The following is an 18,433-nucleotide window of genomic DNA, read 5'->3' on the forward strand; positions in this document are numbered from 1 at the left end:
GCCATGGGTGCAGGAGATGACATCAAGCACGGCGCGGAAGAGATGAAGGGCAAGGTCAAGGAGGGGGTCGGCGATATGACCGACAACGAACGCCTCCAGGCCGAAGGCAAGATGGACCAGGCCAAGGCCAACATCAAGCAGGCCGGCGACGATGTGAAGGACGCCTTCACCAACGATCGCTGATCTGGCGTGCCGCGTGCCCCCGGTTACGGCCGGGGGCACAGCCGTGCCCACGCGACCGAAGCCGCGTCGGTGCTACGCCCCGGGACGGCGCTACGCCCCGGGTCGGTGCTACGCCCCGGGACGGCGCTACGCCCCGGGACGGCGCGTGCGCACCTGCGGAGGAGCGCTCGAGTCGAGGATCGCGCGCAGGCGGGCGGCCTCGTCGGCCGGCATCCCGTACCCGTGCTCGGGCTGCGGGTAGGCGTGCGTGCGCACCTCTTCGGCGTAGGCCGAGACGGCGCCGATCATCTCGCCGCGCAGCTCGGCGTAGCGCTTGACGAACCGGGCGGTGTGGCCGTCGTAAATGCCGAGCAGGTCGTGGAAAACGAGCACCTGGCCGTCGGTGCTCGGTCCGGCGCCGATGCCGATCACTGGGATCGAGAGCTGTGGCATGATCGCCTCGGTCACGGGGCTCGGGATCGCCTCGAACACGATGGCGAAGCATCCGGCGTCCTGGAGGGCGATCGCGCTCTCGCACAGGGCGACGGCCTCCTCCGCGGTGCGGCCCTGCGCGCGGTAGCCGCCGATGTTCGCCGCGGTCTGCGGGGTGAGGCCGACGTGCCCCATCACCGGGATCCCCGCGGCGACGATCGCGCGGGCGCGGTCGACCGACGAGCCTCCGCGCTCGATCTTGACCGCGTCGCAGCCGGTCCTCTTCACGAAGCGCTGCGCGGTCTTCACGGCCTGCTCGTCGGACTGCTCGTACGACCCGAAGGGCAGGTCGGCGACGAGCAACGGCGTCGACAGCCCCCGTCGCACGGCGGCCGTGAGCATCAGCATCTCGTCGACCGTCACGGGCACGGTCGATTCGTGCCCGAGCACCGTCATCGCCGCCGAGTCGCCGACGAGAACCATGTCGACGCCTGCCGCCTCGGCGATCTGGGCGCTCGGATAGTCGTAGGCGGTGACCATCGCGATCGGCTCGCCGCGTTCCTTCATCGCGGCGAGCGCGCCGAAGGTCATGCGGGGGCGGGCCGGCTTGCCGGTCGTAGGGAAGGATCCTGCGCTCATGGGGTGGCCTCCAGGATTCGGTTGTCGATGAGTCGTGCCTTGCCGACCTGCGCGGCGACGGCCAGCAGCGCTCCGCCGTCCACACGGTCGAGCTCGGCGAGGTCGTCGGGCGACCGCAGTTCGAGGTACTCGGGCTCGATGCCGGCGCGCGCCAGCACCTCGCGTGCGGCCGCGATCACAGCATCCGCACCGGTCTCGCCGCTGCGGACGACGGCCTCGGCTGCCTCGAGAGCACGGTTCAGCGCGGTCGCCTGCTCACGCGCGGCAGGGTCGAGATAGGCGTTGCGCGAGCTCATCGCCAGCCCGTCCGGCTCGCGCACGATCGGGCATGCGACGATGCGCACCGGCATGTCGAGATCGCGCACGAGCCGGCGGATTACGAGCACCTGCTGAGCGTCCTTCTGGCCGAAGTACGCGGCATCCGGCGCCACCATCTGGAACAGCTTCGTGACGACCGTCGCCACCCCGTCGAAGTGGTGCGCGCCTCGGTGGGCGCCGTCGAGCACGTCGGTGATGCCGGCGATATGAATGGTCGTCGAGAATCCGCGTGGGTATACCTCGTCCGCCGGAGGAGCGAACAGGATTTCGGCGCCGGCCCCCGCGGCCAGTTCGGAGTCGCGCGCCTCGTTGCGCGGGTACGACGCGAGGTCCTCGTTCGGCCCGAACTGCGTCGGATTGACGAACAGCGACACCACGACGAGGTCGTTCTCGTCCCGTGCCCGGCGGACGAGCGAGAGGTGACCGTCGTGGAGGGCGCCCATCGTCGGCACGAGCCCGACGGAGGCGCCTTGCGATCGCGCATCGCGCACCGCGGCACGCACATCGGCGACGGTCCGGACGGTCCTCATGCCGGTGCCCCCTCCGAGCCGACGAGCGCGCGCGTGCGCTCGGTCAGCTCGTCGAAGAGCGGAAGAAGGCCGGGAGCGGATGCCTCGACCGCGGCCCGCTGCCGCTGCACGGTCGGCTCATCTCCGCGGACGATCGGACCGGTGAGCGCCTCGCGCGGCCCAAGGGCCGCCCAGTTCTCGACCGTGCCGCGCACGAGCGGAACGAGGTGCGCGCGGAATCCGTCGGGAAGGCCCGATGCCGCAGCCACCGTCTCGGCGGCCGCCTGCAACGTCACGAGGTAGTTCGACGCGATCGAGGCGGCCGCGTGATACCCGGCACGCTGCTCGTCGCGCACCTCGAACGGCCGGCCGCCGACGGCGAGGGCGAGCTCTTCGGCGGCCCGCAGCGCCTCGGGCGAGGTGCCCGCGACGGCGCATCCGATGCCCGCGAAGGAGTCGGCGCCCTCGGTGCCCACGAAGGCCCGCAGCGGGTGCAGCCCGAAGTCGACGCCCACCTCGGCCAGCGGCGTCGCGCCGGACGTGTGGCCCACGAGGGGCGCGGCATCGCGCGCGACCGTGCCTGCCTCGCCGATCTCGCGGTCAGGGACGCACAGGAGCACGGCGTCTGCGGGTTCGACCCGCTCGCCGCGGCCGGTCGGGCCGTGAACCTCGTAGCCCGCGGCGCGCAGCGAGGCGGCGGCGGCTCGGCCCACGCGGCCGGCCCCGACGACGCTGATGCTCGCGACGATGCGACTCTGATTCGAGGTGCTCATGATGATGGTGACGACCACTGGCGGCCGATCTGTCGAGTATCCCACTGCGGCGCGGGCGGCGAGACGCCGCGAGTTCACTCCCCGCGGGTGATGCACGGGCGCAGGGCGACCGGCACCCTTGAGGTCACCGTGGCGGAGCCGCGCCCTGCGCACGCCGGGGGAGAGGACGCCGCACCCATGGATGACGCGCCGATCGAACGGCTGACCCGGGCTCAGCGCCGGAAGGTCATCGCCCTCGGCCTGCTGCGGGCGCTCCTCTCGGCGGCGGTGCTCGTCACTCTCTACTTCCTCGTGCCGCTCGACTGGATCGACACGATCCCCGTGCCGCTCGCGATCGTCGTCGCGGCCGCCGTGCTCGCAGGGGTGACGGTGTGGCAGGTGCTCGCGATCATCCGCTCTGCTGATCCGGGCGTGCGCGCGATCGAGGCCCTCGCGGTCATCGCCCCCATCTACCTCCTCCTCTTCGCCACCATGTACTTCCTGATGTCGCGGAACGATCCCGCTGCCTTCACCGGCGACCTGTCACGCATGGACTCCCTCTACTTCACGGTGACGATCTTCGCGACGGTCGGGTTCGGTGACATCAGCGCGGTCACCGAGCTCGCCCGCGTGGTGGTGACGGTGCAGATGATCCTGAACCTCATCGTGCTCGGCGCAGGTGTGCGCCTGCTCACGATGGCCGTCAAGTACGGGCGGGAGCCGTAACCCTCGGATGCCGACGCACCGGCGCCCGCCACCGATCGCTGACCCTCAGGGCGCGGCGAGCGGGTAGCGACGACGCAGGATCACGCGCTGCACCAGCGTCCAGACGACGGTGGTCGCGAGGTAGATCGCCGCGGCGAGCGGGACGAACAGCGCCACGACGGCGGTCGTGAACTGCAGCGCCCCGACGGCGCGTGCGAATCCCGCACTCGCGAGGGGCGAGGCATCCGCTCCGTCCGTCACAGGCTGTCGGAACGCGCGTCGTGTGAGCTCGGCGGCGACGGCGATCACGACGATCAGCGCGCCGAACACCGCGAACGTGGGCGCCGTGGCGGTACCGGCGGCGATCGACCCCACGAGGCTCGCGCCGAGCGGGACGCCGAGGAGCGTCTCGGACTGCAGCGCATTCGCGTGCCCCGCGATCGCCGGGAATGCGAAGAGCGCGTAGACGACCCCGATGACCGGCGCCTGGGCCACGAGGGGCAGGCAGCCTGCGAACGGCGAGGTTCTCGTCGGCGTACAGCCTCATCGTCTCGCGCTGCAGCCGCTCACGATCGCGGCCGTACCGCTTCTGCAGGTCGCGCAGCTTCGGCGCGAGCCGGCTGCGCGTCTGCTCGGCCTTCGCCTGCGAGACGCCGGCGGGCACGAGCACGGCGCGCACCAGGAGGGTGATGAGGAGGACGGATGCCGCGGCCGCCGCCGCACCCGCGAGTGGTTCGAGGAGGGCCGTGAGCTGCATGAGCACGGCGTATGCCGCGTCGAGGACTGCGGCGACAGGGGGGAGGGCGTAGATGTCCAAGGGTGGTCCGTTCGTCGATGCCGAGGTGGTCGCGTGCGGCCACGACGACACCGGCAGACGCCGACGGCCACCCCGGCGGACGGGGAGCGCGGACGGCGCGGAACGGGGTCAGGCGGCCGGGGCCGCGTATCCCGGCGCTCGCGGACGGGAGTGCCCAGGGGCATCCGGATCGCTCTGCGCCGGACTCACCGAGACGTCGATCGCGCGCCGCGGGTGCGGCGACGACCCGACAGCGGAGGCGGGAAGCTCGACCGGAACGGCCGTGAGGGCGACGATCGCGATCGCCGCGAGCGCGGCGGCGAGCACCAGCGCGCTGGGCTCCCGGACGGCGACAGCGCCGAAGACCTCGAGCAGCAGGCGGAGCAGGATGCCCAGAGACTCGAACATGCCCACCGCCTTCCGTCGATCGCGCTCACGCTAACACGGGCATCGGGCTAGACTGACCGCGTGTTGACCTGTCGTTGTTGTCGCTGAGTGCCTCCGGCACGCCTCCGCGACCCCGACAGCCCGTCCGCGCTCAGCGCGGCGACACCACCAAGGACACATCCGTGCGTTACGCCAAGAGCGTGGCCGACCTCGTCGGCAACACCCCTCTCGTCCAGCTCACCCGCGTCACCGACGGCATCGCCGCCACCGTGCTCGCGAAGGTCGAGTACTTCAACCCCGGCAGCTCAGCCAAGGACCGCATCGCCCGCAACATCATCGACGCCGCCGAGCGCGATGGCCTCTTGAAGCCCGGCGGCACGATCGTCGAGCCGACCAGCGGGAACACCGGCGTGGGGCTCGCACTCGTCGCCCTCGAACGGGGCTACCGCATGATCTTCGTCGTGCCCGACAAGTTCGCGGGCGAGAAGGTCGCGGTCCTGAAGGCGTACGGCGCCGAGGTCGTGATCACCGAGACGAGTGTGCCGCCCGAGGATCCGGGCTCGTACTACAGCGTCTCCGACCGCCTGGCCCGTGAGATCCCCGGCGCCTTCAAGCCGAACCAGTTCGCGAACCTGAACGGCCCCCGCGCGCACTACGAGACCACCGGGCCCGAGATCTGGCGCGACACCGACGGCCGGGTGACGCACTTCGTCGCAGGCATCGGCACAGGAGGCACGATCACCGGCACCGGACGATACCTGCGCGAGGTGTCGGGTGACGCGGTGCGGGTGGTCGGCGTCGACCCCGAGGGCTCGCTCTACTCGGGCGGGCCGGTGCACGGCTATCTCGTCGAGGGCGTCGGCGAGGACTTCTGGCCCGAGAGCTACGACCCCTCGGTGCCCCACGAGCTGCAGCGGGTGTCCGACGCCGACGCGTTCGCGATGACCCGGCGCCTCGCCCGGGAGGAGGGGCTGCTCGTCGGCGGCTCGAGCGGGATGGCCGTCGTCGGCGCGCTGCGCGCGGCCCGCGACCTGCCCGCCGACGCGGTGGTCGTCGTGCTGCTGCCCGACCACGGGCGCGGCTACCTCAGCAAGATCTACGACGACGACTGGATGCGCGCGCGAGGCTTCGACGTCGCCGCGCCGGAGCCGGCCGTCGACAACGCCGACCACCGATCCGAAGGAACCCAGGCATGACCGACTCGAACGTCCCCCGCGGATTCGAGACCCGCGCCGTCCACGCCGGACAGGCGTTCGACCCGACGACGGGTGCGGTCATCCCGCCCGTCCACTTCTCGACCACGTATGCCCAGGACGGCATCGGCGGGCTCCGTCAGGGGTACGAGTACGGCCGCAGCGGCAACCCGACGCGCACCGCGCTCGAGGCGCAGCTCGCCGCGCTCGAGAGCGGTGCCCACGGCCTGTCGTTCGCGTCGGGTCTCGCCGCCGAGGACGCACTCCTGCGGTCCGTGTTGAAGCCCGGCGACGAGGTGCTCCTCGGCAGCGACGTCTACGGCGGCACCTACCGACTGCTCGCCCGGGTGCTCGCGCCGTGGGGCATCGGTCTGCGCATCGTCGACATGAGCGACCTCGCCGCGGTCGGGGCCGCGCTCGCCGAGCGGCCGGCGCGGATCCTGTGGGTCGAGACGCCGAGCAACCCGATGCTGCACATCACCGACATCGCGGGGCTCGCGCAGCTCGGCCACGATGCCGGCGCCCTCGTCGTCGTCGACAACACCTTCGCCTCGCCGGCGCTCCAGCAGCCGCTCTCGCTCGGCGCCGACGTCGTCGTCCACTCGACGACCAAGTACCTCGGCGGGCACTCCGACGTCGTCGGCGGCGCGCTGATCCTCAACGACGACGCCCTGTACGAGCAGGCGAAGTTCCACCAGTTCGCGGTGGGTGCGGTCTCCGGCCCGCTGGACGCCTGGCTCACCACGCGCGGCATCAAGACGCTCGCAGTGCGCATGCAGCGCCACAGCGAAAACGCGCAGGCGGTGGCGGAGTTTCTCGACGCGCACCCCAAGGTCGCGCGCGTGTACTACCCCGGCCTCCCGGCGCACCCCGGTCACGAGCTCGCCGCCCGCCAGATGAGCGGCTTCGGCGGCATCGTCTCCGCGGAGCTGGCGGACGCGGCATCCGCTCGCCGTCTCGCGGAGTCGACGAAGCTGTTCCAGCTGGCGGAGTCGCTCGGCGGAGTGGAGTCGCTCATGAACTACCCGGATGCGATGACCCACGCATCGGTGCGCGGCACCGAGCTCGCCGTCCCCGAAGAGCTGGTGCGGCTGTCGGTCGGCATCGAGACCGTCGACGACCTCATCGCCGACCTCGACCAGGCGCTCTCGGCCCTCTGAGCCTGGCTCGGCCTGCTCACCTGTCACAACGTGCCGCCGGAGGGGGCACTTCCCGACAGGTGAGCACCCGCGCACCCGACTCCACCTGCTCACCTGTCACAACGTGCCGCTGGAGGGGGCACTTCCCGACAGGTGAGCACCCGCGCACCCGACTCCACCTGCTCACCTGTCACAACCTGTCGCCGCAGGAGGCACTTCGCGACAGGTGAGGAGGCCCGCGCTCGAGTTCCCGGTGAGCAGGGGAACGCCGGGGTCGTAGGCTCGAAGGATGACCGAGAGCGTCCTGTCTCAGCCCCTGCAGATCGGGACCGTCACGGTGCCGAATCGCATCATGCAGACGGCGCACTCGAAGCAGTACTCCGACCGCGTCGAGTCCGATCGCGAGACCGCGTACTTCGTGCGGCGGGCGCAGGGAGGCTGCGGCCTGTTCGTCGCCGGCAACCACTTCGTGCATCCGTCGGGCTCGATCCGTGGCTTCCAGGACGCGTTCCGGCCGGAGTCGGTTCCGGCCAGCCGACGCATGACCGACGCGATCCACGACGCCGGCGCACGCGTCTTCGTGCAGCTCAACCACCACGGCGCGCAGGCGCAGCCCGACGGCCCGGACGGACCGCGCACGGTGTATGCCCCGTCGCGCATACTGTCTCCCTCGACCTCGCACGCGACGCGGGCGATGAGCCACGACGACATCGCCTCGGTTGTCGAGGCGTGGGCGACCTCGGCCGAACACGCCCGCGACGGTGGGTTCGACGGCGTCGAGATCCACATGGCGCACGGGTACCTGCTGCACCAGTTCCTCTCGCCGCTCTACAACGCCCGGCGCGACGAGTACGGCGGCGACCTCGAGGGGCGTACGCGATTCCCGCGTGAGGTGCTGCGCGCCGTGCGAGCCCGTGTCGGCGACGACTACACGGTCGGCATCCGCATCGTCGCCAACGAGTTCCACGCCGACGGTCTCGACGGCGCGGCGATGCGCGAGGTGATCGCGCGCCTTCGTGCCGAGGCCCGCATCGACTTCCTCGACCTCGCCGCCGGCGGTTACCACAACGTGCACTACGTCTTCCCGTCGTCGGCCATGCCGGTGGCGTGGCTGCGCGAGGAGGTCGCGGCGGTCAAGGCGGCGAATCCCGACGTGCCGGTGTTCGGCGTCGGGGCCGCGCAGTCCGTCGAAGCGGCCGAGGAGGTCGTCGCGTCGGGCATCGCCGACATGGTCGCCCTCACCCGGGCTCAGATCGCCGATCCCGACCTCGGGCTGAAGCTCACCGGCGCGACGGGTGCTGCCGAGGCCGGAGGCATCCGCCACTGCATCCGGCTGAATCAGGGATGCCTCGGCCGCGGCAGCCGCGGACTGGCGATGTCGTGCACCGTCAACCCGCTGGCGGGCCGGGAGCGCGAGCGTGGGGCACGCCCCCGCGCCGAGGTCGCGCAGCGGTGGATCGTGGTCGGCGGCGGACCGGCGGGCATGCGCGCCGCGGTCGAGCTCGCGGCCGACGGGCACGCCGTCACGCTGCTCGAGGCCGCCGAGGAGCTCGGCGGGCAGCTGCGGCTCGCGCGACGCGTTCCCGGCCGTGAGAGCGTCGGCCTGCTCGTGGAGGACCTGGTGCGCGATCTCGCGGACGCGGGGGTCGACGTGCGGCTCGGGGTGCGCGCGACCGCCGCCGACCTGCGCGCGGAGACCGCCGACGGCATCGTCCTCGCGACCGGGGCGACGGCACCGCGCCGCTCGTCGCTCGCGCTGGGCGGCGCGTACGCGGGCGGCTTCCCCCTCGAGGGCACGGTAGACGCGTTCGCCGCGGCATCCGACCCCTCACTCGTCGGATCGCGGATCGCCGTCGTCGACGCGGACGGCACGGCGTATGCGGCCGGCATCGTGCTCACGCTGCTCGAGCACGTCGAGGAGCTCGAGCTCGTCACGCCCTTCGAGTCGGTGTTCCCGCACATCGGCGCGGGCTACGACCGCCCCCTGCTGCTGCAGCGACTGCGCGCGCACGGCGGGTTCCGGCGCCGCACGTCGCAGTCCGTGACCGCCGTCCGCCCGGGCGCGGTCGACCTCGCCGACACTCTCACCGGCGTCGACGAGACGCTCACCGGGCTCGATGCCGTCGTGGCGGTCGAGCCGCGCGCCTCCGTCGTGATCGACGGGCTGACGGATGCCGCGCCGCGGGTCGTCACCATCGGCGACGCCTATGCGCCCCGCACGATCGACGCCGCCATCTTCGAAGCGGTCGAGGTCGCCTACGACGTCGCCGGGCTCGCGGTGCTCCGCGGCTGAGCGCGGCCGCTTCGCGCCGTCTGACGTCCGCCGGACACGCTGGCTAGGGTGGGGCGAGTGGACCCCGTCGCGGCGACGCTGATCATCCTGGCACTGGCGATCGTCGCCTTCGTGAGCAATCGCGTACCCCTCGGGATCGTCGCGCTCAGCGTCTCGCTCGCACTGTTCTTCACGGGCGTGCTCACACTGCCGCAGGCGCTCGCCGGCTTCGGCGACCCGACCGTCCTGTTCATCGCGGCCCTGTTCGTGGTGAGCGAGTCGCTCGATGCGTCGGGCGTCACCGCGTGGGCGGGGCAGAAGGTCATCGGCCGCGCGGGCACGCGCCGCCTTCCGCTCCTGGTGCTCATCTGCGTGCTCGTCGCCGGGGCGGCCGCGCTGATCAGCATCAACGGTGCGGTCGCCGCGCTCCTGCCTCTGGTGGTCGTCGTGGCATCGCGCGCCGGCATCCCGACCTCGCAGCTCCTCATGCCGCTCGCCTTCGCGGCCTCCGCCGGTTCGCTGCTGCTGCTCACCGGCACCCCCGTGAACGTCATCGTCTCGGAGATCGCCGCCGAGAACGGCGGCCGCCCCTTCGGCTACTTCGAGTTCGCCCTCGTCGGTGTTCCGCTGGTCGTCGTGACGGTCGCGTTCATGGCCCTGTTCGGCCGGCCCCTGCTTCCGGTGCGCACCGTCAGCAGCATGCCCCTCGACCTGGTGCGGCACGCGCGCCTGCTGCGGCAGCAGTACTCGCTCAGCCTCGACACCGGCGTGATCATGGGGCCGCAGAACGGGGTGAGCGAGGTAGTGATCCCGCCGCGGTCACCGCTCATCGGCTCCACGGTCTACTGCGGCATGGCCGCGCCCGGCGGCGATCTGGTGATCCTGGCCGCCCGTCGCGGTGAGGAGCAGCTGAAGGGCCAGGACATCACGCTCCAGGCGGGCGACGTGCTGCTCATGCAGGGCACGTGGGACGACCTCACCCGGCACGCCGAGAAGACGGGCGTGCTCGTGGTCGACCCGCCGGCGCGACTGCGGCGCTCGGTGCCGCTCGGCCGCGGTGCGAAGCGATCGCTCGTCGTGCTCGCAGCGATGATCGTGCTCCTCGCGACCGGCGTGGTGCCGCCCGTCGTCGCGGGACTGCTCGCGGCGATGGCGCTGGTGCTGACGCGGACGGTCACGCCGATGCAGGCGTACAGGTCGATCTCGTGGACGACGATCGTGCTGATCGCCGGCATGATCCCGCTGTCGACGGCCTTCATCGAGACCGGCACCGCCGCGCTCGTCGCCGACGGGCTGCTGTCGTTGCTCGGCGCGGGCGGACCGCACGTGGCCCTGGCGGCGCTGTGCCTGCTCACCGTCGTGCTCGGTCAGCTGATCAGCAACACCGCGACCGTGCTCATCGTCGCTCCGATCGCGGTGTCGGTCGCGGCATCCCTCGACCTGTCGGTGCAGCCGTTCATGATGGCGCTGACCGTGGCGGCGGCCGCCTCGTTCCTGACGCCCATCGCGACCCCGGTCAACCTCATGGTGATGGAGCCCGGAGGCTACCGGTTCGGCGATTACTGGAAGCTCGGACTGCCGCTGGCCGTGATCTTCCTGCTGTTCGCCGTGCTCTACGTCCCCCTGGTCTGGCCCTTCTGAGACCGGCGATGCCCGGCGAATCGCTTCGCCGGGCATCGGGAGTGCTGTGCCGCGGGAGCAGCCGCGCAGCGTCTCAGGACGGCGTCAGGCCGCGGACCAGCCCCCGTCGCTCGCGAGGGTGACGCCGTTGATGTTCACGCCGTCGTCGGAGAGCAGGAAGGTGATGGATGCCGCGAGAGCGTCGGCCTCGACCGGGTCGGACATGATCGCCATGCCGGTGCGCACACGCGCCGCTCCGAGCGGGGATGCGAAGCTCGCCTCGATGTTGGTGATCGTCGCGCCGGGGGCGACCGCGTTGACGCGGATGCCGCTGGGGCCGTACATGAAGGCGCTCGACCTGGTGAGGCCCACGACGGCGTGCTTGGACGCGGTGTAGGCCGCACCGGCGGCAGAGCCGCGCAGCGCGGCCTCGGATGCGGTGTTGACGATCGAGCCGCCGCCCTGCGCGAGCATCGTCGGGATGACCGCGCGCATGAGCTTCATCGTGCCGTCGACGTTCACGCGGAAGACGCGCTGCCAGACGGCGTCGGAGACCTCGCCGACCGGCGTCATGTCGTCCATGATCCCGGCGATGTTCGCGAGGCCGTCGATGGTGTCGCCGGCCGTCTCGACGATGCGGGCGATCGCGTCGTCGTCGGTGATGTCGGCGACGACGGCGGCGATGTCGGCGTTCGCGTGCTCGGCGACGAGTTCGTCGAGGCGCTCCTGGCTGACGTCCACCGCGACGACGCGACCGCCCTCGCGCGCGATGCGGGACGCCGTGGCGCGGCCGATGCCCGAGCCTGCTCCGGTGACGATCACGGTCTGACCGGCGAAGCGGGCCTGGTCGATGCGTTCGGTCCACTCGCGCAGCGCGACCGGGGGCACGGCGTCATCGGCACCGTCGGCGGTGACGGCCGGGGCAGCGCCGGCGGCGCCCTCGGGCACATCGCCCGCGGCGGCACGCGCGATCAGGTCGTCGAGCATCTCCTTCGTGAAGGAGCCCCGGCTGAGCTTCACGAGTCGCTTGATCGCGAGACGGCGGACCGGCGTGAAGACGTCGGGGGTCTGCCCGCTCTGGGCGAGCAGGTGCGTGAGGATCGCGTTTCCGGCGGGGTCGGCCAGCCAGTCGGCGATCGAGGAGTCCCCCGTGAGGGGCTTCGGGTTGCCCATGATGAGCTCCTTCCTAACCGGACATCGTTGTCCGGAACTATGCTACACCCGTGCAGAGCACCGCATCCCCCCGTGCGAACCGTGGTCCCGCCGCCGCCGCCGAGAATCGCAGAGCCCTGATCGCCGCCGCGCGCGAGGTGTACGCCGACGGCGGCCTCGCCGCGCCCTTCAGTGCCGTCGCCAAGCGCGCCGGCGTCGGACAGGGCAGTCTTTATCGGCATTTCCCCGATCGCACGGCGCTCGCCGTCGCGGTGTTCGAGGAGAACGTCGCCGAGCTCGAGGAGTACATCTCCGACCCCGACCGCACGATCGACGACCTGCTCGACCGGGTCGTGGCCCAGGCGGTCGAGTCCACCGCGCTGCTCGAGCTCATCACGGCCGACCTGCACGACCCGCGCGTGCAGCCGCTCGGCGAGCGCTTCGCCGTCGTCGTGTCGTCGCTGGTCGAACGCGAGCACCGTGCCGGACGCATCGGCGACCACATCGACGCCGAGGATGTGACGATGGCAGCGGTGATGCTGGCCACCGAACTGGCCCGCACCGACCCGCCGGCCCGGCCCGCCGTCGCCTCGAGGGCCAGGCACCTGTTCGCCGCCGCGTTCGCGCCGCGCTGACGCGGCGCCCTATGCTCCTCGCATGGGCAGGTTCATCTACGACACGACGGCGAACTCGGTCGACATCGATGATCGGACCCTCGCGCACCTGCGCATCGTGATCATGAACAAGCTCCGCCGGGGGGAGCCCTTCATGTTCGACGTCGAGGTGGGCGACGGCAGCGGTCGTCGAAGCTTCTGGATCCATCCCTCCGTGCCGCTGCAGTTCCACTTCTTCGGCAGCCGTCAGCCGCGGGTCAACCGACGCTGGATCGAAGACCTGATGCTGTCTGCGAGCGGGCCCTCCGGTCTCTCGATCGTCCCCGAGCCGACCGAGGACGCCGCGCCCGACGAGGACTGAGCGCCTCAGTCCTCGTCGCCGGGGGCGGGGAACTCGGTGCCCGCCACCCGCAGGGTGCCGACATCGAGGCTGTCGACCTCGACCGCGCCGAGCGTGATGTCGCCCTCCGCCGTGCCGCCCGCCGGGGCGGGCGCGGAGTCGATGTGCTCCGCGACGAGGGTGATGCCGCCCGAAGAGCTGGCCGAGTTGGCGAGGTCTTCGACCCACCGCCGGCTGAGCTGCGTCGGCTCGGGGTCGTCGAAGACGAAGCGCAGCGGAATGGAGGGGTGCAGCCACAGCGTGCTGCGCCCACGCGGTTCATCGTCCGGATGCTCCCAGGACACGGTGAAGCTCTCACCCCGCCGCAGCTTCGTCGTGATGACGACCTTGAGATGGGCCAGCGCCCGGTCTTCGATGTGGATCGGAGTGGCCGAGCCGCCGTAGTAGATGGTCCCCACGCCGCGATCCTATGCCTTGCCGCCCCGCCGAGGCTCCGGTTCCAGCAGGCGTGCGAGAAGATCGAGCGATTCGGCCTGGGTGACCGACTCGTCGAGCATCCACTGAGTCTGCAGCCCGTCGGACGCCGCGATGACCAGCGACGCCACAGCCGCGGCGTCGACGTCGGCACGGATGCGCCCGGACGTCTGCCCGCGCTCGACCCGCTCGACGAGGTCGGCGCGCACCGCCGCGAAACGCTCGGTGGCGAAGGCGGTCGCGTCGGGATGGCCGGACTCGAGGGCTGCCGCCACGAGCGTCGAGTACAGCTGCACGAGCCCGGGCACGGCGTGGTTGCGGCCAGCGGATGCGGTCATGATGTCGACCGGCGACGCGTCGACGCCGTGCGGCTCGGCCTCGCCCTGCTGGCGCTCCGCCTCGCGGTACACCTCGACGAGCAGCTGTTCGCGCGACGAGAAGTAGTGCGTCAGCGCGGCATGCGAGACGCCGATCTCCTGCGCGATCGAGCGCAGGCTGGTGCCGGCCGACCCCCGACGCGCGAAAACCTCGATGGCGCGGTCGAGGATCTGCTGCCGCCGGGCGAGACCCTTCGCGTACGGCCCGCGCGGTCGGGATGCAGCGTCGTCGTCGGTGGCGACGGCGGGCTCTTCGGGCATGCAGGCATCCTAGCCAGATCTAAAACCTCCATGTGGAGGTTTTGTGCTACCGTGCTCACGTGGCGCCACTCGGCCACGTCGGCGTCGACCACAGGAGAGGTTCCATGACGGCACTCACATCGGTTCAGCTGTTCACCGTGAAGGACGCCCTCGAGGCCGATCTGGACGGCACCCTCGCCGAGATCGCCCGCCGCGGTTTCACCGCCGTCGAGCCGTACGACTTCGTCCGTCGCGCGGCGCCGCTCGCGGCATCCCTCACCGCTCACGGCCTCACCGCCCCCACCGGCCACGCATTCCTGGCATCGACCTCCTTCGTCAACCCCGACGGCAGCGGCACCGCCCTCCCGGTGCCGACGCCCGACGAGGTGTTCGACGCCGCCGAGACCCTCGGCATGGGCACCGTCATCGACCCGTACACCGAGCCCGCCCGCTGGGAGACGCGCGAGCAGATCGAAGAGACCGCACGCCTGCTCAACGCCGCCGCCGAGATCGCGGCGGGGCGCGGGCTGCGCGTGGGGTACCACAACCATGCGCACGAGCTCGAAGCGCAGATCGGCGGGCAGACCGGGCTCGAGCTGCTCGCCGAGCTGCTGGACCCGCGGGTCGTGCTCGAGGTCGACCTGTACTGGGCGGCCCGCGCCGGAGTCGACCCCGCCGCGCTGCTCACCACGCTGGGCGACCGCGTCATCGCGGTCCACGTCAAGGACGGCACGCTCGACGCGGAGGCGATCACGGCGTACCCGCCCGCTGACCAGGTGCCGGCGGGGACGGGCAGCGTTCCGCTGACCGCGGCGCTGGATGCGGCATCCGCTCTCGAGTTCGCCATCGTCGAGTTCGACGCCTACGCCGGCGATCTGTTCGACGCGATCGAGCAGAGCCGCGTCTTCCTCGACGAGCGGGCGGCGGTCTGATGAGCGCGCCCGCCGGCGTCGGCATCATCGGCGCAGGGAACATCAGCGACCAGTACCTGCGGAACCTCACGGCCTTCCCCGATGTGAACGTCATCGCGATCGGCGACCTGCTCGAGCACCGCGCGCGCGAGCAGGCGGCGAAGTACGGGGTGCCGAAGGCCGGGGGCGTCGACCTCGTGCTCGGCGACCCGGAGATCGAGATCGTCGTCAACCTCACCATCCCCGCGGTGCACGTCGAGGTGTCCGAGGCGATCCTGGCCGCGGGCAAGCACGTGTGGACCGAGAAGCCCATTGGCGTCGATCGTGCGTCGTCGCTGCGCATGCTCGAGAAGGCGGATGCCGCGGGTCTTCGCGTCGGCGTCGCTCCCGACACGGTGCTCGGACCCGGCGTGCAGACGGCGAAGCGCGCGATCGCCCGCGGAGACATCGGGCGCCCGCTGTTCGCGCAGACGACGTTCCAATGGCAGGGGCCGGAGATCTTCCACCCCAACCCCGCGTTCCTCTACGCCGTCGGCGGCGGTCCGCTGCTCGACATGGGCCCGTACTACGTCTCGGCGCTCGTCCACGTCTTCGGTCCCGTCGCGTCGGTCGCGGCGGTCGGCCTGCGCGCCACCGACTCGCGCGTCGTGCAGGTCGGGCCGCTCGCCGGGCAGGAGTTCCCCGTCGAGATCCCCTCGACCGTCTCGGTGCTGACGCAGTTCGAGGATGGCGGCCAGGCGTCGAGCCTGTACAGCACCGATTCGCCGCTGCTGCGCCAGGGCGTCGTTGAGATCACCGGCACCGAAGGGACGCTGGTCATCCCCGATCCGAACACATTCGGCGGTCCGATCACGATCACGCGGCCGCTCGCCGAGATGATCGTGCCGCCGGCGCCGGTGGTGCAGGAGGTCGTCGAGGTCGAGCAGGAGGGCGTTCTCGCCGGCCGCGGCGTGGGCCTGCTGGACATGGTGCGGTCGATTCGCGCCGGTCGCCCGCACGTCGCGACGGGGCGCTTCGGCTACCACGTGCTCGACACGCTGCTCTCGATCGAGGAGTCCGTCGAGTCCGGCGCCTTCGTGCCGGTGCAGAGCACGATCGACGAGGTCGGGTCGATCCCGGCCGACTTCGACCCGTACGCCGCGACGCTGTAGCTCGCCGCAGACTCGGCCTCTCCGCGCCGGTGTCAGCGGGTGGCGCGGGCCAGGTTCGCCTCGAGCTGGGCCTTCGTCTGCCGCGACACGTACGCCGGCTGGTCGCGCTCGACGCGCCAGCTCTCGGCGACCGAGCCGATGTCGACGGTGTCGAACCCGAACTCGTCGTACAGCCCCGTGACGAACGCCACGGCGTCGGGGTGGTCGCTCGCGGTGGCGAGCGCGCGACGGTCCTCGGTGCCGGAGGGGGCACCCGTCGTGAGGATGTCCGTCGAGTACAGGTGGTTGAACGCCTTCACGACCTTCGAGGTGGGCAGGTGCTCCTGCAGCATCCCGGTCGTGGTCGTCTGCTTGGCGTCGAGCGCGGCGATCCGGCCGTCGCGCTCCCAGTAGTAGTTGTTCGTGTCGAGGACGATCTTGCCCGCGAGGGGCTCGACCGGGATCTGGTCCAGCGCCTTGAGCGGCACGGTCACGATGACGACGTCACCGGATGCCGCGGCATCCGTCACGGTCCCTGCCGAGACATTCGGACCGAGCTCTCCGGCGAGCGCCGTCAGCGTCTCGGGACCCCGCGAATTGCTGATCACGACCTCGTACCCGCGCTCGGCGAGGCCGCGCGCGAGGGTCGATCCGATGTGTCCTGCTCCGATGATTCCGACTCGTGTCATGCCGGAGGAGAACGCGCAGACGCCCGGCGGGAATTCCCGCCGGGCGTCATGCGGCGACTCAGAGCCGGGTCCAGGCCTCCGTCAGCACCGAGCGGAGGATCTGCTCGATCTCGGTGAACTCGTCCGGTCCGATGGTCAGCGGCGGCGCGAGCTGGATCACGGGGTCGCCGCGGTCGTCGGCCCGGCAGTACAGGCCGGCGTCGAACAGGGCCTTCGAGAGGAAGCCGCGCAGAAGACGCTCGGACTCGTCGTCGTCGAACGTCTCCTTCGTCACCTTGTCCTTCACCAGCTCGATGCCGAAGAAGTATCCGTCGCCGCGCACGTCGCCGACGATGGGCAGGTCGGTCAGCTTCTCGAGCGTCTGGCGGAAGATCGGCGAGTTCTCGCGCACCCGCTCGGGCAGGCCCTCTTCCTCGAAGATGTCGAGGTTCTCGAGCGCCACGGCGGCCGCGACAGGGTGACCGCCGAAGGTGTAGCCGTGGTAGAACGCGGTGTCGCCGTGGGCGAACGGCTCGTAGATGCGGTCCGAGACGACCGTGCCGCCGAGGGGCGCGTAGCCGCTGGTGACCGCCTTGGCGAACGTGATCATGTCGGGCTGGTACCCGTACGCGTCGCACGCGAACATGTGCCCGATGCGGCCGAAGGCGCAGATGACCTCGTCCGACACCAGCAGCACGTCGTACTTGTCGCAGATCTCGCGGACCCGCTGGAAGTAACCGGGAGGGGGCGGGAAGCATCCGCCGGAGTTCTGCACCGGCTCGAGGAAGACCGCCGCGACGGTGTCGGGACCCTCGAACTGGATCATCTCCTCGATACGGTCGGCGGCCCACACGCCGAACTCCTCGAGGCTGCCCGTGGGAGCGCCCATGTCTTCGGCGCGGTAGAAGTTCGTGTTCGGCACGCGGAAGCCGCCAGGCGTGAGCGGCTCGAACATCGCCTTCATGGCGGGGATGCCGGTGATCGCGAGGGCACCCTGCGGGGTGCCGTGGTAGGCGACGGATCGCGAGATCACCTTGTGCTTGGTGGGCTTCCCCTGCAGCTTCCAGTAGTACTTCGCGAGTTTGAAGGCCGTCTCGACCGCCTCGCCGCCTCCCGTGGAGAAGAAGACCTTGTTGAGATCGCCGGGCGCGTAGTCGGCGATGCGGTCGGCCAGCTCGATCGCGGCAGGGTGCGCGTACGACCAGATCGGGAAGAAGGCGAGCTGCTCGGCCTGCTTCGCGGCGACCTCGGCGATGCGCTTGCGGCCGTGGCCGGCGGCGACGACGAACAGGCCGGCCAGGCCATCGATGTACTTCCTGCCCTGCGAGTCCCAGATGTGGTGGCCCTCGCCCTTGACGATGATCGGTACGCCCGGTCCTTCGGTCATCACCGACTGGCGGGCGAAGTGCATCCACAGATGATCCTTGGCCATCTGCTGGAGCTCGGCCTCGGTGCGGGCGTGGCGTTCGGTCGTGGTCGACATGGGTGGGCCTTCCGTAGGACGTGTCCCCGACCCTACGCCGTAGGCCCTCGGGTGCGTCAGTGGCCTCGGCAGACAATTGGTGCGGTCTCACCGACCCGTCCGGACGCGCTGACGTGGCGC

The 18,433-nt window shown here is 71.2% G+C and carries 19 protein-coding genes and 2 pseudogenes; 10 read left to right on the forward strand and 11 right to left on the reverse strand.

What is annotated here, in order from left to right; all coding sequences use genetic code 11:
- The first annotated feature begins 3 nt into the window (after positions 1-3).
- Positions 4-183, forward strand: a complete 180-nt coding sequence (locus MK786_RS14350; RefSeq protein ID WP_241112919.1) for a CsbD family protein — start codon at positions 4-6, stop codon at positions 181-183.
- Positions 184-309: 126 nt separating this feature from the next.
- On the opposite strand, the gene panB is transcribed toward MK786_RS14350, so the two are convergent.
- The 3 genes from panB to MK786_RS14365 are packed head-to-tail and all read right to left on the reverse strand — an operon-like array spanning position 310 to position 2,833.
- Positions 310-1,233, reverse strand: coding sequence for a 3-methyl-2-oxobutanoate hydroxymethyltransferase (panB, locus tag MK786_RS14355; protein WP_374200485.1), 924 nt, complete (start codon positions 1,231-1,233; stop codon positions 310-312).
- Positions 1,230-2,081 carry a pantoate--beta-alanine ligase gene (gene panC, locus MK786_RS14360; protein WP_241112920.1) on the reverse strand — a complete coding sequence of 284 codons (852 nt, stop codon included), beginning with the start codon at positions 2,079-2,081 and terminating at the stop codon, positions 1,230-1,232. Before panC ends, panB begins: the two co-directional genes overlap by 4 nt.
- A complete protein-coding gene (locus tag MK786_RS14365; RefSeq protein ID WP_241112921.1) occupies positions 2,078-2,833 on the reverse strand; it encodes a DUF2520 domain-containing protein in 756 nt (251 codons plus the stop codon). Before MK786_RS14365 ends, panC begins: the two co-directional genes overlap by 4 nt.
- 177 nt (positions 2,834-3,010) lie before the next feature.
- Here MK786_RS14365 and MK786_RS14370 point away from each other — a divergent pair, with 177 nt between their 5' ends.
- Positions 3,011-3,538, forward strand: a complete 528-nt coding sequence (locus MK786_RS14370; RefSeq protein ID WP_241112922.1) for a potassium channel family protein — start codon at positions 3,011-3,013, stop codon at positions 3,536-3,538.
- A gap of 45 nt (positions 3,539-3,583) precedes the next feature.
- On the opposite strand, the gene MK786_RS16490 is transcribed toward MK786_RS14370, so the two are convergent.
- From MK786_RS16490 to MK786_RS14380, 3 genes and pseudogenes are all read right to left on the reverse strand, one after another.
- Positions 3,584-4,012, reverse strand: coding sequence for a hypothetical protein (locus MK786_RS16490; protein ID WP_308220049.1), 429 nt, complete (start codon positions 4,010-4,012; stop codon positions 3,584-3,586).
- An 85-nt stretch (positions 4,013-4,097) separates the two neighbouring features.
- Positions 4,098-4,274, reverse strand: a pseudogene (locus tag MK786_RS16495) (preprotein translocase YidC); the annotation flags it as partial.
- Between the two features lie 168 nt (positions 4,275-4,442).
- Positions 4,443-4,721 (reverse strand): DUF6412 domain-containing protein, encoded by a 279-nt coding sequence (locus MK786_RS14380; protein ID WP_241112923.1) that lies wholly within the window; start codon positions 4,719-4,721, stop codon positions 4,443-4,445.
- Positions 4,722-4,882: 161 nt separating this feature from the next.
- Between MK786_RS14380 and MK786_RS14385 the strand changes: the two genes are divergently transcribed.
- The 4 genes from MK786_RS14385 to MK786_RS14400 all read left to right on the forward strand — a co-directional run bounded on the left by MK786_RS14385 (position 4,883) and on the right by MK786_RS14400 (position 10,945).
- On the forward strand, positions 4,883-5,896 hold the full coding sequence (locus MK786_RS14385; protein WP_241112924.1) for a PLP-dependent cysteine synthase family protein: 1,014 nt from the start codon (positions 4,883-4,885) through the stop codon (positions 5,894-5,896).
- Positions 5,893-7,053, forward strand: a complete 1,161-nt coding sequence (locus tag MK786_RS14390; RefSeq protein WP_241112925.1) for a cystathionine gamma-synthase — start codon at positions 5,893-5,895, stop codon at positions 7,051-7,053. The genes MK786_RS14385 and MK786_RS14390 overlap by 4 nt, the downstream gene beginning before the upstream one ends.
- A 268-nt stretch (positions 7,054-7,321) precedes the next feature.
- Entirely contained in the window at positions 7,322-9,325 is a 2,004-nt protein-coding gene (locus tag MK786_RS14395; protein WP_241112926.1) for an FAD-dependent oxidoreductase, read from the forward strand.
- A gap of 57 nt (positions 9,326-9,382) precedes the next feature.
- On the forward strand, positions 9,383-10,945 hold the full coding sequence (locus MK786_RS14400; RefSeq protein ID WP_241112927.1) for an SLC13 family permease: 1,563 nt from the start codon (positions 9,383-9,385) through the stop codon (positions 10,943-10,945).
- An 84-nt stretch (positions 10,946-11,029) separates the two neighbouring features.
- Here MK786_RS14400 and MK786_RS14405 read toward each other — a convergent pair whose 3' ends face one another.
- The gene (locus tag MK786_RS14405) at positions 11,030-12,097 is read right to left on the reverse strand and encodes an SDR family NAD(P)-dependent oxidoreductase (RefSeq protein ID WP_241112928.1); all 1,068 of its coding nucleotides are present in this window, start codon (positions 12,095-12,097) and stop codon (positions 11,030-11,032) included.
- A gap of 50 nt (positions 12,098-12,147) precedes the next feature.
- On the opposite strand from MK786_RS14405, the gene MK786_RS14410 reads away from it, so the two are divergent.
- Together MK786_RS14410 and MK786_RS14415 are read left to right on the forward strand one after the other, a co-directional pair.
- A complete protein-coding gene (locus tag MK786_RS14410; RefSeq protein WP_241112929.1) occupies positions 12,148-12,711 on the forward strand; it encodes a TetR/AcrR family transcriptional regulator in 564 nt (187 codons plus the stop codon).
- 22 nt (positions 12,712-12,733) lie between these two features.
- On the forward strand, positions 12,734-13,051 hold the full coding sequence (locus MK786_RS14415) for an ATP-dependent DNA ligase (RefSeq protein WP_241112930.1): 318 nt from the start codon (positions 12,734-12,736) through the stop codon (positions 13,049-13,051).
- A gap of 119 nt (positions 13,052-13,170) precedes the next feature.
- Here the strand turns inward: MK786_RS14415 and MK786_RS14420 are convergent.
- Together MK786_RS14420 and MK786_RS14425 are read right to left on the reverse strand one after the other, a co-directional pair.
- Positions 13,171-13,488: pseudogene (locus MK786_RS14420) on the reverse strand (hypothetical protein); the annotation flags it as partial.
- A 9-nt stretch (positions 13,489-13,497) separates the two neighbouring features.
- Entirely contained in the window at positions 13,498-14,142 is a 645-nt protein-coding gene (locus tag MK786_RS14425) for a TetR/AcrR family transcriptional regulator (protein WP_241112931.1), read from the reverse strand.
- A gap of 104 nt (positions 14,143-14,246) precedes the next feature.
- On the opposite strand from MK786_RS14425, the gene MK786_RS14430 reads away from it, so the two are divergent.
- Together MK786_RS14430 and MK786_RS14435 are read left to right on the forward strand one after the other, a co-directional pair.
- A complete protein-coding gene (locus MK786_RS14430; RefSeq protein WP_241112932.1) occupies positions 14,247-15,053 on the forward strand; it encodes a sugar phosphate isomerase/epimerase in 807 nt (268 codons plus the stop codon).
- Positions 15,053-16,183, forward strand: a complete 1,131-nt coding sequence (locus MK786_RS14435) for a Gfo/Idh/MocA family protein (RefSeq protein ID WP_241112933.1) — start codon at positions 15,053-15,055, stop codon at positions 16,181-16,183. The genes MK786_RS14430 and MK786_RS14435 overlap by 1 nt, the downstream gene beginning before the upstream one ends.
- Before the next feature lie 32 nt (positions 16,184-16,215).
- Here MK786_RS14435 and MK786_RS14440 read toward each other — a convergent pair whose 3' ends face one another.
- Positions 16,216-16,851, reverse strand: a complete 636-nt coding sequence (locus MK786_RS14440) for an NADPH-dependent F420 reductase (protein ID WP_241112934.1) — start codon at positions 16,849-16,851, stop codon at positions 16,216-16,218.
- 58 nt (positions 16,852-16,909) lie between these two features.
- Positions 16,910-18,313 carry an aspartate aminotransferase family protein gene (locus tag MK786_RS14445; RefSeq protein WP_241112935.1) on the reverse strand — a complete coding sequence of 468 codons (1,404 nt, stop codon included), beginning with the start codon at positions 18,311-18,313 and terminating at the stop codon, positions 16,910-16,912.
- Positions 18,314-18,433 lie beyond the last annotated feature (120 nt).

It is taken from the genome of Microbacterium sp. CFH 31415 (genome assembly GCF_022538185.1).
Lineage (GTDB): Bacteria > Actinomycetota > Actinomycetes > Actinomycetales > Microbacteriaceae > Microbacterium.

Coding starts and splice junctions, on each gene's coding strand:
- panC (WP_241112920.1), bottom strand. CDS start 2,081: ATGAGGACCGTCCGGACCGTCGCCGATGTGCGTGCCGCGGTGCGCGAT.
- MK786_RS14435 (WP_241112933.1), top strand. CDS start 15,053: ATGAGCGCGCCCGCCGGCGTCGGCATCATCGGCGCAGGGAACATCAGC.
- MK786_RS14440 (WP_241112934.1), bottom strand. CDS start 16,851: ATGACACGAGTCGGAATCATCGGAGCAGGACACATCGGATCGACCCTC.
- MK786_RS14425 (WP_241112931.1), bottom strand. CDS start 14,142: ATGCCCGAAGAGCCCGCCGTCGCCACCGACGACGACGCTGCATCCCGA.
- MK786_RS14390 (WP_241112925.1), top strand. CDS start 5,893: ATGACCGACTCGAACGTCCCCCGCGGATTCGAGACCCGCGCCGTCCAC.
- MK786_RS14370 (WP_241112922.1), top strand. CDS start 3,011: ATGGATGACGCGCCGATCGAACGGCTGACCCGGGCTCAGCGCCGGAAG.
- MK786_RS14445 (WP_241112935.1), bottom strand. CDS start 18,313: ATGTCGACCACGACCGAACGCCACGCCCGCACCGAGGCCGAGCTCCAG.
- MK786_RS14350 (WP_241112919.1), top strand. CDS start 4: ATGGGTGCAGGAGATGACATCAAGCACGGCGCGGAAGAGATGAAGGGC.
- MK786_RS14365 (WP_241112921.1), bottom strand. CDS start 2,833: ATGAGCACCTCGAATCAGAGTCGCATCGTCGCGAGCATCAGCGTCGTC.
- MK786_RS14395 (WP_241112926.1), top strand. CDS start 7,322: ATGACCGAGAGCGTCCTGTCTCAGCCCCTGCAGATCGGGACCGTCACG.
- MK786_RS14430 (WP_241112932.1), top strand. CDS start 14,247: ATGACGGCACTCACATCGGTTCAGCTGTTCACCGTGAAGGACGCCCTC.
- MK786_RS14380 (WP_241112923.1), bottom strand. CDS start 4,721: ATGTTCGAGTCTCTGGGCATCCTGCTCCGCCTGCTGCTCGAGGTCTTC.
- MK786_RS14405 (WP_241112928.1), bottom strand. CDS start 12,097: ATGGGCAACCCGAAGCCCCTCACGGGGGACTCCTCGATCGCCGACTGG.
- panB (WP_374200485.1), bottom strand. CDS start 1,233: ATGAGCGCAGGATCCTTCCCTACGACCGGCAAGCCGGCCCGCCCCCGC.
- MK786_RS14415 (WP_241112930.1), top strand. CDS start 12,734: ATGGGCAGGTTCATCTACGACACGACGGCGAACTCGGTCGACATCGAT.